17 protein-coding genes and 1 riboswitch are annotated in these 15,689 nt (G+C 65.0%); of the genes, 4 read left to right on the top strand and 13 right to left on the bottom strand.

All coding sequences use genetic code 11. The annotated features are described in order from the left end of the window. A partial coding sequence (locus tag EN745_RS14725) for an FAD-dependent oxidoreductase (RefSeq protein WP_145992030.1) occupies nucleotides 1-2,165 on the top strand: 2,165 nt, incomplete at its 5' end. Nucleotides 2,166-2,301: 136 nt separating this feature from the next. Here the strand turns inward: EN745_RS14725 and EN745_RS14730 are convergent. The 7 genes from EN745_RS14730 to EN745_RS14765 all read right to left on the bottom strand — a co-directional run bounded on the left by EN745_RS14730 (nucleotide 2,302) and on the right by EN745_RS14765 (nucleotide 9,245). Continuing rightward, a complete protein-coding gene (locus EN745_RS14730; RefSeq protein WP_127421606.1) occupies nucleotides 2,302-2,889 on the bottom strand; it encodes an NAD(P)H-dependent oxidoreductase in 588 nt (195 codons plus the stop codon). Further along, a complete protein-coding gene (locus EN745_RS14735) occupies nucleotides 2,889-3,470 on the bottom strand; it encodes an NAD(P)H-dependent oxidoreductase (protein WP_126054064.1) in 582 nt (193 codons plus the stop codon). The genes EN745_RS14730 and EN745_RS14735 overlap by 1 nt, the downstream gene beginning before the upstream one ends. A gap of 210 nt (nucleotides 3,471-3,680) precedes the next feature. Next, nucleotides 3,681-5,078, bottom strand: coding sequence for an FAD-binding oxidoreductase (locus EN745_RS14745; protein WP_126059047.1), 1,398 nt, complete (start codon nucleotides 5,076-5,078; stop codon nucleotides 3,681-3,683). A gap of 2 nt (nucleotides 5,079-5,080) precedes the next feature. After that, nucleotides 5,081-6,379, bottom strand: a complete 1,299-nt coding sequence (locus EN745_RS14750; protein WP_126054063.1) for a cytosine deaminase — start codon at nucleotides 6,377-6,379, stop codon at nucleotides 5,081-5,083. A 196-nt stretch (nucleotides 6,380-6,575) separates the two neighbouring features. Then, a complete protein-coding gene (locus EN745_RS14755) occupies nucleotides 6,576-7,427 on the bottom strand; it encodes an ABC transporter permease (protein ID WP_126054062.1) in 852 nt (283 codons plus the stop codon). After that, complete coding sequence (locus EN745_RS14760) at nucleotides 7,414-8,238, bottom strand: ABC transporter ATP-binding protein (RefSeq protein ID WP_126054061.1); 825 nt, start codon at nucleotides 8,236-8,238, stop codon at nucleotides 7,414-7,416. Before EN745_RS14760 ends, EN745_RS14755 begins: the two co-directional genes overlap by 14 nt. A gap of 2 nt (nucleotides 8,239-8,240) precedes the next feature. Then, nucleotides 8,241-9,245, bottom strand: coding sequence for an ABC transporter substrate-binding protein (locus EN745_RS14765; protein ID WP_126054060.1), 1,005 nt, complete (start codon nucleotides 9,243-9,245; stop codon nucleotides 8,241-8,243). Between the two features lie 357 nt (nucleotides 9,246-9,602). On the opposite strand from EN745_RS14765, the gene EN745_RS14770 reads away from it, so the two are divergent. After that, nucleotides 9,603-9,986, top strand: coding sequence for a RidA family protein (locus EN745_RS14770; RefSeq protein ID WP_126054059.1), 384 nt, complete (start codon nucleotides 9,603-9,605; stop codon nucleotides 9,984-9,986). A 56-nt stretch (nucleotides 9,987-10,042) separates the two neighbouring features. Then, nucleotides 10,043-10,846, top strand: coding sequence for a creatininase family protein (locus tag EN745_RS14775; RefSeq protein ID WP_126054058.1), 804 nt, complete (start codon nucleotides 10,043-10,045; stop codon nucleotides 10,844-10,846). A 10-nt stretch (nucleotides 10,847-10,856) separates the two neighbouring features. On the opposite strand, the gene EN745_RS14780 is transcribed toward EN745_RS14775, so the two are convergent. After that, nucleotides 10,857-11,366, bottom strand: a complete 510-nt coding sequence (locus EN745_RS14780; protein WP_127400066.1) for a tyrosine phosphatase family protein — start codon at nucleotides 11,364-11,366, stop codon at nucleotides 10,857-10,859. Continuing rightward, nucleotides 11,363-12,418 carry a threonine-phosphate decarboxylase CobD gene (gene cobD / locus EN745_RS14785; protein WP_127421607.1) on the bottom strand — a complete coding sequence of 352 codons (1,056 nt, stop codon included), beginning with the start codon at nucleotides 12,416-12,418 and terminating at the stop codon, nucleotides 11,363-11,365. The genes EN745_RS14780 and cobD overlap by 4 nt, the downstream gene beginning before the upstream one ends. On the opposite strand from cobD, the gene cbiB reads away from it, so the two are divergent. Continuing rightward, entirely contained in the window at nucleotides 12,417-13,394 is a 978-nt protein-coding gene (gene cbiB / locus EN745_RS14790; protein WP_126054056.1) for an adenosylcobinamide-phosphate synthase CbiB, read from the top strand. The genes cobD and cbiB overlap by 2 nt on opposite strands. On the opposite strand, the gene cobO is transcribed toward cbiB, so the two are convergent. The 4 genes from cobO to EN745_RS14810 are packed head-to-tail and all read right to left on the bottom strand — an operon-like array spanning nucleotide 13,395 to nucleotide 15,514. After that, a complete protein-coding gene (gene cobO, locus EN745_RS14795; protein WP_126054055.1) occupies nucleotides 13,395-14,009 on the bottom strand; it encodes a cob(I)yrinic acid a,c-diamide adenosyltransferase in 615 nt (204 codons plus the stop codon). It lies immediately after the preceding gene. Between the two features lies 1 nt (nucleotide 14,010). Further along, nucleotides 14,011-14,526, bottom strand: coding sequence for a bifunctional adenosylcobinamide kinase/adenosylcobinamide-phosphate guanylyltransferase (gene cobU / locus EN745_RS14800; RefSeq protein ID WP_126054054.1), 516 nt, complete (start codon nucleotides 14,524-14,526; stop codon nucleotides 14,011-14,013). Beyond that, nucleotides 14,519-15,319, bottom strand: a complete 801-nt coding sequence (locus EN745_RS14805) for a CbtA family protein (protein ID WP_127421608.1) — start codon at nucleotides 15,317-15,319, stop codon at nucleotides 14,519-14,521. Before EN745_RS14805 ends, cobU begins: the two co-directional genes overlap by 8 nt. A gap of 15 nt (nucleotides 15,320-15,334) precedes the next feature. Continuing rightward, on the bottom strand, nucleotides 15,335-15,514 hold the full coding sequence (locus EN745_RS14810) for a CbtB domain-containing protein (protein WP_127421609.1): 180 nt from the start codon (nucleotides 15,512-15,514) through the stop codon (nucleotides 15,335-15,337). A gap of 36 nt (nucleotides 15,515-15,550) precedes the next feature. Next, nucleotides 15,551-15,689, bottom strand: a riboswitch (cobalamin riboswitch). This riboswitch is flagged as partial in the annotation.

The following is a 15,689-nucleotide window of genomic DNA, read 5'->3' on the forward strand; positions in this document are numbered from 1 at the left end:
CCGTGGCGCTGACCGAGGAGCGCAAGCACGAGATTTATCGGCAGGCGTCTCTGGCCCGCGCCTTCGATGTCGATGTCCGCGAGATTTCGCCCAGCGAAGTCAAGGAGATGTATCCGCATCTCAACGTGTCCGATGTCGTCGGCGCGGTGCACCTGCCGCTCGACGGCCAATGCGACCCTGCCAACATCGCCATGGCATTGGCCAAGGGCGCGCGCCAGCGCGGCGCTGCCATCGTCGAGAACATCAAGGTGACCAAGGTCCACACCAAGGACGGCCGCGTCTCCGGCGTGTCCTGGGCACAGGGCGAGGAGCAAGGCACGATCGAGACCGACATCGTCATCAACTGCGCAGGCATGTGGGCGCGCGAGCTCGGACGCCAGAACGGCGTCACCATCCCGCTGCACGCCTGCGAGCATTTCTATCTCGTCACCGAGCCGATTCCTGGGCTGGCCCGCCTGCCGGTGCTGCGCGTGCCGGACGAATGCGCCTACTACAAGGAGGACGCAGGCAAGATGATGCTCGGCGCTTTCGAGCCCGTTGCAAAGCCGTGGGGCATGGACGGCATTCGCGAGGATTTCTGCTTCGACCAGCTGCCCGAGGACATGGACCATTTCGAGCCCATCCTCGAAATGGGCGTCAACCGCATGCCGATGCTCGGCACCGCCGGCATCCATACCTTCTTCAACGGCCCGGAAAGTTTCACGCCGGACGACCGCTACTATCTCGGCGAGGCGCCGGAGCTTTCCGGCTACTGGATGGCGACCGGCTACAATTCGATCGGCATCGTGTCTTCCGGCGGCGCCGGCATGGCGCTGGCGCAATGGATCAATGACGGCGAAGCCCCCTTCGATCTCTGGGAGGTCGATATCCGGCGCGCCCAGCCCTTCCAGAAGAACCGCCGCTATCTCAAGGAGCGCGTCTCCGAAACGCTCGGCCTGCTCTATGCCGACCATTTCCCCTATCGCCAGATGGCGACGTCACGGGGCGTGCGCCGCTCGCCCTTGCACGAGCATCTGAAGGCGCGCGGCGCCGTGTTCGGAGAAGTGGCGGGCTGGGAGCGCGCCAACTGGTTCGCCCGCGACGGCCAGGAGCGCGAGTACCGCTATTCGTGGAAACGGCAGAACTGGTTCGACAACCAGCGCGAGGAACATCTGGCGGTCCGCGACGGCGTCGGGCTTTTCGACATGACCTCGTTCGGCAAGATCCGTGTCGAAGGCCGCGACGCCTGCGCCTTGCTGCAAAGGCTCTGCGCCAACGACATGGACGTCGCTCCGGGCAAGATCGTCTACACGCAGATGCTCAACGCCAAGGGCGGCATCGAGAGCGACCTGACGGTGACGCGGCTTTCGGAAACGGCCTATTTCCTCGTCGTGCCCGGCGCCACTCTGCAGCGTGACCTTGCCTGGCTGAGGCGGCATGTCGCCGACGAGTTCGTCGTCATCACCGATGTGACCGCGGCCGAGGCCGTGCTCTGCCTGATGGGTCCGGAGTCGCGAAAGCTGATCCAGAAGGTGAGCCCCAACGACTTCTCCAACGAGGCCAATCCGTTCGGTACCTGCCAGGAGATCGAGATCGGCATGGGCCTCGCCCGCGCCCACCGCGTCACCTATGTCGGCGAGCTCGGCTGGGAGCTCTATGTCTCGACCGAGCAGGCGGCGCACGTGTTCGAGGCAATCTCTGACGCCGGCGCGGAGGTCGGCCTGAAGCTTTGCGGTCTGCACACGCTGGATTCCTGCCGCATCGAAAAGGCTTTCCGCCATTTCGGCCACGACATCACCGACGAGGACAACGTGCTGGAGGCTGGCCTCGGCTTCGCGGTGAAGACGAGCAAAGCCGACTTCATCGGCCGCGATGCGGTGCTCAGGAAGAAGGAGGCTGGCCTCGACCGTCGACTGGTGCAGTTCCGTCTCAAGGACCCGCGACCCCTGCTCTTCCACAACGAGGCGATCTTGCGCGACGGCAAGATCGTCGGTCCGATCACCTCCGGCAATTACGGCCACCATCTCGGCGGCGCGATCGGGCTTGGCTATGTGCCGTGCCAGGGCGAGAGCGAGGCGGATGTGCTTGCCTCATCCTACGAGGTCGAGATCGCCGGCGAGCGTTTTGTGGCGGAGGCGTCGCTGAAGCCGATGTATGATCCGAAGGCGGAGCGGGTGAAGATGTGATCTCTTCCTTCTCCCCGTTCTACGGGGAGAAGGCGCCCGAAGGGCGGATGAGGGCGGCGCCAGACTAACGCGAGTTCGCGCCGCCCCTCATCTGCCTGCCGGCATCTTCTCCCCGTAAACGGGGCGAAGAAGGCTATCAAAACCTCTCCAACCGCGCCCTTACCTTCGCCAGGAACGCCGCCCTGCTCTTCGGCGTCGAGGCGTCCATCAGATAATGCGCCAGGAAGAAGGTCCGGCAGCGCGTGGCGCACAGCGCCCGCATGCCGCGCAGGATGGTCTTGCGGCCGGGCTGGCCGACGACGACGCTCCACCAGGTCGGCGCGCCGCAGGTGGTGATCACGCCGACCTTCGTGACGTGTCGCATCAGCGACTTGATCCGCCCCTTGCCATTGGGCAGCTGGAACGCAACATCCGTCGCCCACACACGGTCGAGCCAGCCCTTCAACATCGCCGGCAACCCATACCACCAGGTCGGATAGACGAAGAGGATCGCCTCCGCCCACATGAGATGATCGAAATGCGGCTTCAGCGCCGGGTCCTGCGGCGCGCGCTCGTTGTAGAAACGCCGCTCCTCGCAACTCATCACCGGATTGAAGTTCTCGGCATAGAGATCGAGCAGCCGCACCTCCCAACCGCGTCGCGTGAGCACCTCGACGGCGCTGTCGCGGATCGAAGCGCAAAAGCTCTCCGGCACCGGATGGCAATAGACCACCAGCACGCGCATCAGAATTGATCCATGCTCGCCGCGACTTTCGCCGTGAAGGCAGCCCGCGACGCGTCGGTCGAGAGGTTCATCGAGTAATGCGCGAGGTAGGAGACGGGAGCGCCGGGCTTGATGGTGGCCCGCAGCATGCGCTTGACCACCTTGCGCGGTGGATCGCCCATCAGCATGGCTCGAAAACGGCTGCCGCCATAGGTGGTGACGGCCGCCAGCTTGCGGATGTTGTGCAGCGTTGGCCGCACCTTGCCGTCGACCAGCTTGAACGAGACGCCAGGCAGGAAGACACGGTCGAAAAAGCCTTTCAGGATCGCCGGATAACCGTAGTTCCAGACCGGAAAGGAGAGCACCAGTGCTTCCGCTTTTTGCAGCCTTTCGACATAGCCGGCCACGGCATCGCCCGGTCCGCGCTGGTCGTGGTAGCCGAGCCGCTCGGCCCGTGTGAGCCTGGGGTCGAAATCCTCGGCATAAAGGTCGCAATCGTCGATCGTGTGTCCTGCCGCGCCCAGCCGCTCGACGATCGTCCGGTGCAGGCCGGCATTGAAGCTGGTCTCCACCGGATGAGCGTAGAGGACGAGGATGTTCACGGGAGGAATTTCCCTAGGTCAGCGCCAGGCACCCCCCTCTGCCCTGCCGGCCATCTCCCCCTCAAGGGGGGAGATTGGCAGCTTTTCCGCCACGCCTGTCCTTGCAACGTTGGAGATTGGCGAAAGCGGCGGAGCGAATAATCTCCCCCCTTGAGGGGGAGATGGCCGGCAAGCCAGAGGGGGGTGCAGCGCCAAACGCCCGTCATCGTCTCACCCCGCCTTTTGCAGCCCCTTGAACAGGAACGACTTGCTCGAGCGGTAATCATAGTCCGGATTTTCCCAGGCGATCATCTTGCCGGGGTTGAGCAGGCCTTGCGGGTCGGTCTCGCGCTTGAAGGCGAGTTGGACATCGTCAGTCCGCTTCATGCCGCCCTCCTCCAGCGTGTAGCGGTGCGGATTGAAGATCCAGCAGCCATTGTCCTCATGGATGCGGATGATCTCGTCCAGCCGCTCTTCCGTGGTGTAGCGCACCAGTGGCAGTCCGGCGGCGCCGATCGCGCCGTCGAAGCGGATGAATTCGAGATGCGCCGGCACCTCGTCGCCGAAGCGGTCGACCATCGCCTTGACGTGGGCGAGATGATCCGGCGATGGATAGCGGGCCTGCAGATAGGTGATCGTCGGATCGACCCGGATGGCGCGCAGCGTCGTGTGGTTCCATGTCAGCTCGTAGGCCGGCGGCAGCCCCTTGAGATCGGCCTCCTGGTCGGCCCGGAAGACGATCTCGCCCTTGCCGCTCTTCACGAAGGCGACAAAGGCATCGATCGCATGCGGCGCGATCATGCACACCACGATGCTCTGCTCGCGTCGGAAGAATTTCTGGTGCCGCTTGAAATAGTCGTAGGGGATCGGCGCGGCGATCGGCGTGATCAGCTTCGCCAATATGCCGTCCTGGATGGCGAGGTCGTTGCCGAAGCCGGCCGCGTCCATGAAATCGTCAAAGCCGACGATGACGTCGATCCAGTCATAGGAGGCCGTCAGCGGCATCTCGACCTCGGTGATGATGCCGTTGGTGCCGTAGGCGTGCATGACCTTGAGCACCTCCTCGCCGGTCAGTTCCATGACGCGCGGTTCGGCCTCCATCGTCACGGTCCTGAGCCGGATGACGTTGCCGAGGTCGCGCAAGCCGCCCCAGCGGATTGATCCGACGCCGCCCGAACCGCCGGCGACAAAGCCGCCGATCGACGCCGTATTGTAGGTCGACGGCGACATGCGCAGCTCTTGGGCCGAATGGGCGCGCGTTGCTTTGTCGATCTCGGCCAGCACCGCACCCGGTCCAGTCACGACACGGCCCGGCGCGATCGCCTGGACGGCGTTCATCTCGGCGAGGTTGAGCACCACGCCGCCCGACAGCGGCATCGCCTGCCCGTAATTGCCGGTGCCGCTGCCGCGCGGCGTCACCGGAACGCCATGCCGATGGCAGGCTGCGAGCAGGCGGATCACCTCATCCTCGGTCTTCGGCGTGACGATCAGGTCGCCGGTGACATGATCGAGCTGCTGCTTCAGCACCGGGCTGTACCAGTAGAAATCGCGGCTCTTCTGCTGGACGATCGCCGGATGGTCGTCGATCTTCAATCCATCGAGGTCGCGCTTCAGCGCCGCAATATCCATCGTCACACCATCAGTTCGTCAAGTTCGGCATAGTCGGGCAGCCGGCGCTCGATCGTCCTGCCGTCGCGCACCACGATGCGATCCGATTCGGGCCGCGACAGCAATTCGGTCCAGCTCCGCCCCTTGAAGATGATGAAATCCGCGCTGTCGCCGGCAGCGAGCGTGCCGAAACCGTCGAGCCGCATCACCTTCGCCGGCGTCGCTGCCACTGCTTGCGGCCAGTCGCCAACCGGATGGTCGAAATGCAGGATGCGCGTCGCCATGCGGTAGACTTCGAGCATATCGAGATCGCCATAGGCGTAGAAGGGATCGCGCGTGTTATCGGAGGCGACCGCTACCGGGATGCCCCGCGCCCTCATCTCGTGCAGCAGTGTCACACCGCGCCAGCGTGGCGTGGTGTTATCGCCGCGCCTATCCTGCAGATAGAGGTTGCACATAGGCAGCGACACCACGGCCAGTCCGGCCTTCGCCACCTTGTCCAGCGTATCGAGCACTGCGAGGTCGGGCTGGCGCGCCAGTGAGCAGCAATGGCCGACGAGGATGTTGCCCTCAAAACCGTTCCACAGCGAAGCTTCGGCGATCTTCTTCAGCGACATGGCGGCGACGTCGTCGGTTTCGTCGGCATGGAAATCGAGGTCGAGCCCGTGCCTGATCGCCTGCCCGAACACCCGGTCGAGGAGCTCTTCCAGATCGGGCACCATATAGGTGACGACGCCGAGCACACCCTTGGCTGCGGCGACGCGCTTGGCCAGCCGTTCGAACCAGGCCTTGTCGCGCACGCCTTCGATGCCGAGCAGGCAGGCGGCCTGCAGTTCGATACGCCCGCGCCATTTCTCCCGCATCGTCTCGAACACTGGCCAGGAAATCTCTTCCTGCGGCGCGACGCTGTCGAGATGCGTGCGTAGGGCCCTGGTGCCATGCGCGTAAGCGCTGCGCAGCGAGAAATCCATGCGCCGGGCGACGTCCTCGGCGCTCCAGCGCGCGGCGCGGTCGGTGCCCGTGGCATTGAGAGCGCCCATGAAAGTCCCGTCGGGATTGGGTTTGCGCGGCCAGATATGGCCCTTGTCGATATGGGTGTGGCAGTCGACGAAGCACGGCAGCACAATGCGGCCGCCAAGGTCTATGGCATCCGCCGGCGCTTTCGATTTGCCGCGTGCCGCAATGCTGGAAATCCTGCCATCGGTCACAGCGATGTCGGCGATCGCGAAGCCGTCGCTGTCGAAGATTGCGGCGAGGCCCGGCGTCAGTGATTGGTGAACGCGGACATTGGCGAGATGGTAAGAACCAGAGGCCGGTATCAAGGCTTACCCCCCCTCTGCCCTGCCGGGCATCTCCCCCTCAAGGGGGGAGATTGGCAACTTCGCCGACAGCGCTCGTCCTGCAATGTCGGTGATTGGCGAAACCCGAAATGAAGGCTGATCTCCCCCCTTGAGGGGGAGATGTCCGGCAGGACAGAGGGGGGTGCTTGGCGCCAACATCACAATCACGTCGCCCACCCTATCGCTCCTGCTTCAGCGCGCTCTCGTGCCAGCGGCGCAGGATCAGATGCGACACCAGCGACAGCACCAGGAAGATCAGGATGCCGGTCAGCGAGATCAGGAACAGCGCCGCGAACAGGCGCGGCGCGTTGAGCCGGTAGCCGGCCTCGATGATGCGCGAGGCGAGCCCCGACGACTGCCCCTGCGCCCCGGCGACAAATTCGGCAACCACCGCGCCGATCAGCGACAGGCCACCGGCGATCTTCAGACCGCCGAGGAAATAGGGCATCGCCGCCGGCAGGCGCAGATAACGCAATTGCTGCCAGCGGGTCGCGCCGTTGAGCTTGAACAGGTCGCGCAGGTTGCGGTCGACGGAGTTCAGCCCAAGCGTGGTATTGGAGAGGATCGGGAAGAAGGCGACGATCCAGGCGCACAGCAGCAGTTTGGTCGTCTGGTTGTTGATGTAGATGTTGATCAGCGGGAAGATGGCGACGATCGGCGTCACCTGCAAAACGATGGCGAACGGGAAGAACGACATCTCCACCCATTTCGACTGCGCGAACAGCACCGCCAGCCCGACGCCGCCGATAACGGCGAGAAGCAGGCTGAGGAAGGTGATCCTCAGCGTCACCAGGAGCGAGGAGAACAGCAGCCCGGCATCGTCACGCAGCGTCTGCAGCACCACGCCCGGGCGCGGCAGGATGTATTGCGGGATCTCGTTCCAGACGCAGATGCGGTCCCACAGCCAGATCGCCAGCACCATGATCGCCAGCGGCAGCACCCATCTGCCGATCCGTTCCAGGCGCGCCTGGCGGACGCGGCGCGCCTCTTCGGGATCGAGCTTTAGGGCTGTGTCTTCAATGGCCGTCATGGTGCGGTCCAGCGGTTGAGTTGATGGCGCTGACCAGCACGTCGGACGCCTGGCGGCAGAGCGCGGCATAGTCGGGCGAGGTGCGGAACGCCTCGTCGCGCGGATAGGGCGCGTCGACTGCAAGCTCTCCGTAAACGCGGCCCGGCCGCGCCGCCATCACCACCACGCGGCTGGACAGAAACACGCTCTCGAAGACGCTGTGGGTGACGAAGACGACGGTGAAACGCTCGTCCTGCCACAGTTCCAGAAGGTCGTTGTTGAGCTTGAAGCGGGTGATCTCGTCGAGCGCCGCGAACGGTTCGTCCATCAAAAGGATGCGCGGTTTGGTCACCATGGCCCGCGCGATCGAGACACGCATCTTCATGCCGCCGGAGAGCTCGCGCGGCACGGCATTTTCGAAGCCGTTGAGATGCACGCGCGCCAGCATTGCCATCACCGCAGGTGCCGCCTTGGCGCGCGACACGCCCTTCAGCCTGAGCGGCAGCCAGACATTGTCGAAGACGCTCGCCCAGGGCAGCAGCGTCGGCTCCTGGAAGACAAATCCGATGTTCGACCGGTCGATATTGCCGCGCCAGTCGAGCAGCCCCGAGGTCGGCGTCGACAGGCCGGCAATAAGCCGCAGAGCCGTCGACTTGCCGCAGCCCGATGGTCCGAGCAGGCTGAGGAAGTCGCCTTCCCGGATTGTCAGGTCAACGTCGCTCAGCGCCGTCACACCGTTGGAAAAGGCCTTGCCGACATTGCGCAGCGCCAAGAGCATCGGGCCTTCGCCCGATGCCGTTGCCGGCGCCTGCGCCACTTTTTCCAGCTTCACGGTTACTTCTTCAGGTCCAGCCCGACGCCCTTGTTGATGAAGGCCAGCGTATAGGCCTTCTTGATGTCGATGCCCGGCTGCGCCACCTTGGCCTTGACCATCTTGTCGTAGAAGCTCTGGATACGCGCTTCCGTCATGGCGCCGATGCCGAGCTTTTCGGTATCGCCGGAATCGACCACGCCGAACTTCTTCAGCTGCTCGATCGAGAAGGCGATCTGCTCATCCGTCATATCCGGATTGTCCTTCTTGATCAGGTCGTTGGCGGCCTTGTTGTCGCCGTAGAGATAGTTGTACCAGCCCTTGGCCGAGCCATCGACGAAGCACTGCACCACCTCGGGCCGCTTGTCGATCGTGTCCTGCATGACCTCGACGGTGGTCGCGTAGGTATTCCAGCCATAGTCGGCGAGCAGGAACTGGTTCGGCACGAAGCCGCCCGCCTTCTGCACCGCGAACGGTTCCGAGGTGACGTAGCCCTGCTGGATCGACTTCTTGTTGGCGATGAACGGCGCCGGGTTGAACGTGTAGGGCACGCGCTTGGCGGCATCGAAGCCGAGCTCGGTCACCATCCACTGGAAGAAGGTCTGCGCACCCTCGTCGCCGAGGATGTACTGGTCGGCGTTCTTCAGGTCCTCCCATTTGTCCAGCCCCTGCCCCGGCTGGGACATGATCACCTGCGGGTCCTTCTGGAAGTCGGCGGCGACAACGCGCATCGGAATGCCCTGCTGCACGGCGTCGAAGGCCGACAGAAGGTTGCCGCCCATGTAGAAATCGATCTTGCCGGCCAGCAGCATCGGCCGGCCGCTGACCTGCGGGCCGCCCTGCATGATGGTGACGTCGAGGCCGCACGCGGCATAGGTGCCGTCGGCGACCGCCTGGTAGTAGCCGCCATGCTCCGGCTCGGCCAGCCAATTGGTGCCGAAGGTGACTTTCTCGTTGGCGGCCGCGCCCAGCGTGCCCGCCGCAAGCAGGACGACAGCGCCCGCCAAAATCTTCCGTTTTCCGACCATGAACATCACCCTCAATTTGCTCCGACGCGCTGCGCGCCGGGCTCAACACCATTGGTTCAAGAAGCAAGACACATGCCACCGCCTGGGCCGCCTGCTTGCGCGACAGTCGCTGCGAGGAGCGAACGGGTCATGCTGTACGAAGGGCATCGTGCCTATTTTTTGGACGCCTGTCCATAATCGCAAGGACGATGGGCACAGCCATCTTGAAGGCGTCTTTGATCGTGCCTTACCTAAAGCCCGTCGCGCCTGAACGGCACTAATGCGACGCGCTTTAGGTTGTTGTTTCATGCATGTCGTTATCCCAAAACCGCTGCACACTTTTGGGCGACATGCATTAGGCTGAGACAGGAGATTGCCATGTTCCGATTCCTCGCGCCGAAGTCGATCAAGCCGCCCTTTGCCCGCTACAGCCACGGTGTCGAAGTGCCTCCCGGCAAGCGTCTGGTGCTGTGTTCAGGCCAGGTCGCCATGACCGCCGACGACCAGATTCCGGATGACGCCGGGGCGCAGGCGGAACTCTGCTTCGCAAACGTAGCGGCGATTCTCGGCGAGGCAGGGCTTGGCCTTGCCGACATCGTGCGCATCAACACCTATGTCACCGACCGTGCCTTCCTCAGGCCCTATATGGAGGTGCGCGATCGGCTGTTCGCCAGCCCGGCGCCGGCCTCGACATTGATGATCGTCTCCGGTTTCGCCCGGCCGGAATTCAAGGTCGAGGTCGAGGTGATCGCCGCCGGATGATCGACAGGCGATGCCAGCCGCGCTAGGTCTGGCGCGATGATTTGAAGAGGCACGACATGACCGTTGCGAACAGACGCGTGTGGTGGGGCGACTACCGGACCACCGAATACGCCACGATCGATCCGGAAGCCACGATCGCCGTGCTGCCGGTGGCGGCGATCGAGCAGCACGGACCGCATCTGCCGGTGTCGACCGACACCTCGATCATGAATGGCATGCTGGACACCGTGATCGCCCGCCTGCCCGCCGATCTCGACATCCGTATCCTGCCCGTCCAGGCGGTGGGCAAATCCAATGAACATCTGCACGCGCCGGGCACCCTCACGCTGCCGGCGACGACGCTGGTCGATGCCTGGACCGAGCTCGGCCTGTCCATCGCCAGGGCCGGGGTGAGAAAGCTGATCGTCGTCAACTCGCATGGCGGCAATGAGGAGATCATGGGCATCATCACGCGCGAACTGCGCGTGCGGACCAAAATGCTGGCGGTGAAGACGAGCTGGCAGCGTTTCGGCCGTCCGGCCGGCATGTATACCGAGCTTGAGGACCGCCAGGGCATCCATGGCGGCGACGTCGAGACCTCGCTGATGCTGCATTTCCGGCCCGACCTCGTCGACATGGGCAAGGCCGACAACTTCGTTTCCAATGTCGGCCGCGCCGAGAAGGAATTCGCCCTGCTGCGTCACACCGGCACGCACGCCTTCGCCTGGATCGCCAGCGACCTCAACCCGAACGGTGTGGTTGGCGACGCCTCGATCGCCACGCCCGACAAGGGCCGGCTGACCGCCGAGCATCAGGCCGACGGGTTCATCAGCCTGGTCAGGGATGTGCGCAAGGCGAAGCTCGCAGACTGGCTGCCGTAACTCGAAGGATTCAGGCTTCGATCTTCAACTCGAAAGGTATGCCCTCGAAAGCGTCGGCGCCGCGCCCGATCGCTTCGATGGCGGCGATCATGCGGCCATCGCGGCCAAGCAAGGCATCGGCGACGGCGATCAACCGCGGATTGGGGGTCGCCGAGGGGGAGAGCGCGCGCAGCGTCTGCGCCAGCTCGACCTCGTCGCGCTTCGGCGCCAGCGCCGCGGCAATGATATAGGCCGAGGCGGTCGACCGGCTGATGCCGGCATAGCAATGCACGACGAGCGGCTTTGCCCGATCCCAGCGATAACCGAAATCGAGCAGCGCGCGGACATGCTGCTCGCCCGGCATGGTCATGCCCTCCTGCGCGACGGCAATATCGTGCATGACCAGATGCAGATGGTTTTCCGCCGCGATCGAGGCCGGGCGCATCACGTCGGTGCCGGCGGCAAGCAGCGACAGCAGGCGCTGCGCGCCGGTTCTCGCCACGGTCTCCTCGACTTTCGACAGCGAACAGACATGGATCATGGGCTGGTTTCCTTCGTCCGATGCTCGCGCAATGAGGTCCAGTCGGCAAGCGCCGCTTCGAGCCGCTGCCATTCGGTCTCATCGCCCGGCAGTCCGGCGCGCAGGACCTGTGGCCGCTGGGCGAAATGCCGGAGCAGGATGCCGCGCTCACCCAGCGCCGAAAACAGGCCGGCGGCTTCGGGCAGGCGCAGATAGCGGAACAACGTGGTGCCGCCGGCCACGGTAGCGCCGAACCGGGCGAACAGCTTGTCGAGCCGCGCCGCGTCCTGCGCCAGCCGCCCACGCATGGCGGCCTGCCATTGCGTGTCGCCAAGCGCGCGGATGCCGTATTCGAGCGCCGGGCCTGCCACCGCCCAGGGCCCCAGTTGCGTCTCAAGCCGCTGGACCGTCAGCGTGTCGGCCAGCGCGAAGCCGAGCCTGACGCCGGCAAGGCCGAAGAACTTGCCGAAGGAACGCAGCACGACAATGCCGCCCTGCCCGACATCGCCGGCCAGGCTTTCCGCTGCCGGCCCGACATCCATGAACGCCTCGTCGACGACCAGCAGGCGGCCCCTGGCGCGAAGCCGTGCGGCAAGCTGAAGCAGTCTTTCGCGCTCAACGACGCGACCGTCCGGATTGTTGGGGTTGACGACGACGGCGAGGTCGGCCTCGGTAAGCGCTTCGACATCATCGACCTCGGCCGCCGCATGGCCGGCGATGGCGGCGGCTCGGCTGTGCTCGGCATAGGTCGGCCCGAGCACCAGCGCCTTGCCGGGCTTCAGCAGCGAGGCAACGCGCGGCAGCAGGATCTGCGTGCCGGGCGCGGCCGCCACATGCGCCGCCGACGGCGCGCCATAGGCGCTGGCCGCGACCGCGCGAAGTTCGCCGAGCCGCGCCGCTTCCGGCAATCGCGACAGGGTGGTGGCGGGCAATTCGAAAATTGGATAGGAGTGCGGATTGATACCCGTCGAGAGATCGACGAAAGGCCGTGGCGCGTGAGGGAAGAGCGCGCTCGCCCGGCCAAGGGATCCGCCGTGATCCACTGCCGCAATCGCTCCATCAAGAAGCTTCATGTCGATACTGATTGCCTTCCTGTCATTGGTCATTGAGCGGGCACTCGGCTACCCGGACTGGCTGTTCGGGGCCATCGGCCATCCCGTCACCTGGTTCGGCAGGCTGATATCCTTTCTCGATCGCGCGCTCAACCGCGCCACTGATTCCGACGCTCGGCGTCGCCGCCGGGGCGTCATGGCTCTGCTTGTCATCGTACTGGTGCCGGCGGCCATCGCCTTTGCCGTGCAGCTCCTGCTCTGGCAGATGTTTCCTGTAGGCCTGATCATCACCGCGATCCTGGCATCGTCGCTGATGTCGCAGAAGAGCCTGGCCGAGCATGTCGAGGCCGTGGCCGACGCGCTCGACACCGGCGGCCTTACGCTCGGCCGCATCGCCGTCTCGCGCATCGTCGGTCGCGATCCCGAAAAGCTCGACAAGGCAGGCGTTTCCCGCGCGGCGATCGAAAGCCTGGCCGAGAATTTCTCCGACGGCATCGTCGCACCGGCCTTCTGGAGCGGGGTCTGCGGGCTGGCCGGCGGCGTCGCCTACAAGGCCGCCAACACCGCCGATTCCATGATCGGCCACCGCACGCCACGCCATGAGGCCTTCGGCTGGGCGGCGGCGCGCTTCGACGACTGGATCAACCTGCCGGCATCGCGGCTGACCGGGCTGCTGATCGTGCTGGCTGCCTTCTTCGTCAAGGGCGCGGACCCCCGCAACGCCTGGCAGGCCATGCGGCGCGACGCCAGGAAGCACCGTTCGCCCAATGCCGGCTGGCCGGAGGCGGCGATGGCCGGCGCGCTGGGTCTCGCCCTGGCCGGCCCGCGCAGCTATAGCGGCGTCGTCGTCGAGGATGCCTACATGGGCGAAGGCGGCCGGCGCGAGGCGGAAAGCCTCGACATCAGGCAGGCGCTGAAGCTCTACCAGGTGGCCGACCGGCTGCTGATCGCGCTGTTCGGCATCCTGTCGGCGCTGTTGATCTATCTGACGATGTGATCAGAACTCGATGCCTTGCTGGGCTTTCACGCCGGCCGAGAAATGATGCTTGGTCAGCCCCATTTCGGTGACGAGATCGGCCGCCTCGACCAGCAGCGGCTTGGCGTTTCGGCCGGTGACGATGATATGCAGGTCAGCACGGCGCGCCTTCAGCGCGGCAACGACCTTTTCCAGATCGAGATAGTCGTAGCGCAGCGCGATGTTGAGCTCGTCGAGCACGACAAGGCTGATCGACGGATCCGCCATCAGCTCCAGTGCTTTTGCCCAGGCAGCCTCGGCGGCGGCGATGTCGCGCTTCAGGTCCTGCGTCTCCCAGGTGAAGCCCTCGCCCATCGCATGCCACACGACGCGGTCGCCGAAGGCGGCAAAGGCGTCCTTCTCGCCGGTCTGCCATTTGCCCTTGATGAACTGGACGACGCCGACACGCTTGCCGTAGCCGAGCATCCTGAGCGCCAGCCCGAAGGCGGCCGTAGTCTTGCCCTTGCCCGGTCCGGTGTTGACGATCAGCAGTCCCTTCTCGATCGTCTTTGCCGCCACCTCGGCGTCCTGAACAGCCTTGCGCTTGGCCATCTTGGCGCGATGGCGCTCGGCATCCTTGTCATCAGTCTCGGTCATCTCACTTCACTTTCAGCGGCAGACCGGCCACCATCAGCAGCACCGTATCGGCGACGGCGGCGACCTGCTGGTTGAGCCGGCCGGCGGCATCGCGAAACCGCCTCGCCAGCGCATTGTCGGGCACGATGCCCAGGCCAACCTCGTTGGACACCACGAACCACGGCCCGCGCGGCCGCGATAGAACATCCACAAGCCGCCGGCATTCCGCATCGAGGTCGCGCTCGGCCAGCATATGATTGGTCAGCCACAGAGTCAGGCAGTCGATCAAGACGGGTTCGTGGTCAGGCAGCGCCTCGATCGCGGCGGCAAGATCGAGCGGCGCGTCGACCGTCGCCCAGCCCTCGCCGCGACGCGCCCGATGCAGCGCGATGCGCTCGCGCATCTCATCGTCATAGGCTTCCGCGGTGGCGATGTAAGCCCATGGCGAGGGACTCGCCGTCACCAGGGTTTCGGCATGCGCGCTCTTGCCGGAGCGCGCACCGCCGATGATGAAGGTCAGTCCCCTGCGATCAGGCAAAGCTGTCGCGCAGGCTGGTGGCCGTGCCGGTGAAGCGGCCGCGCACCACGCCGACGGCGGCACCCAGCACCAGCCAGAACACCAGATCGGTGAGTGTCACGGCGACCACGAACTGGTGATGCAGGCCTTCGGGAATCGGCGTCTTGAAGCTTTCCGGCTGCGGCGCGCCGACGATGTGCGGCGCGACGATCAGGGCTACGGCCAGGATCGCCAGCGGCAGCGATTTGCGGAAGGCGATCAGGCCGAGTCCGGCGGCGGTCGCGACCGCTGTCGCCGTCCACCAGATCTGGCGCGGCAGGAGTTCGGCCGCCGGCATCGCCGGCAGTTCCGGCGGCAGGCCGAGGCCGGGGGCCAGGGTGAACACGGCAAAGCCGGCGAGCCCCCAGAACACGCCCTGGCGCCAGTTGCCGATGCCGCCGGCGAATTCCGAAACCGCGACCAGGATCAGCGCGAAGCCGATGCCGGTGACGATGTTGGCGACGACATTGAAGGCGAAACGCTCGAAGCCGTCGGCCGGTGCCCAGCCCTCGTCTTCCGCTGGCGCGGCCGCTTCGGCCGGAGCCGGCGCCGCGGAACTCATGGCATTTCCGGCCGGAGCGGCGGAGCTCATGGCGTTGCCGGTCTCGGCAGGCGCCGCGGCATGATCATGATGATGGCCGCCGCCGGCCTGTTCGTAGACTTCGGCCTTGAGGATCAGCGGCACGGTTGCATAGGCCTGCAGGCAAGCGAGAACAACGCCGGCCACGAGCCCTGCAATCGCCGCGATGAACACGACGTTGCGAAACAGGTTCATGATATCAGGCCCTTGTCAGTGGCAGGGAAAGGCCATCGAGTGGCGGTAGTCGTGAGCGGCATTGTGGACGGCATCGAGATGCGAGAAGCCGACAAAGCCGACGACGAAAATGCCGAGCAACGCGGCCATGGCCAGCTGCATGAAGCGCGACTGCGAGGAGACGGAGGTGCCGAGGGAGACGGAAACGGTCGTCATGTCTTGTCCTTTCGCCCTCCACCCGAGGGCATAGAATTCAACGTTTCTGTCGCCGGCAGGTCTCCTGGCTCGCGGATCAGCGCCCTTCCCCACCTTCCCGAGGAATTTCCTCAGTGGTCTTGGAGAGGACTACCGCACACAGTTGCGGGGGCAGCCACGGCATTGGACGAATTCG

Source organism: Mesorhizobium sp. M4A.F.Ca.ET.022.05.2.1 (assembly GCF_003998845.1).
Lineage (GTDB): Bacteria > Pseudomonadota > Alphaproteobacteria > Rhizobiales > Rhizobiaceae > Mesorhizobium.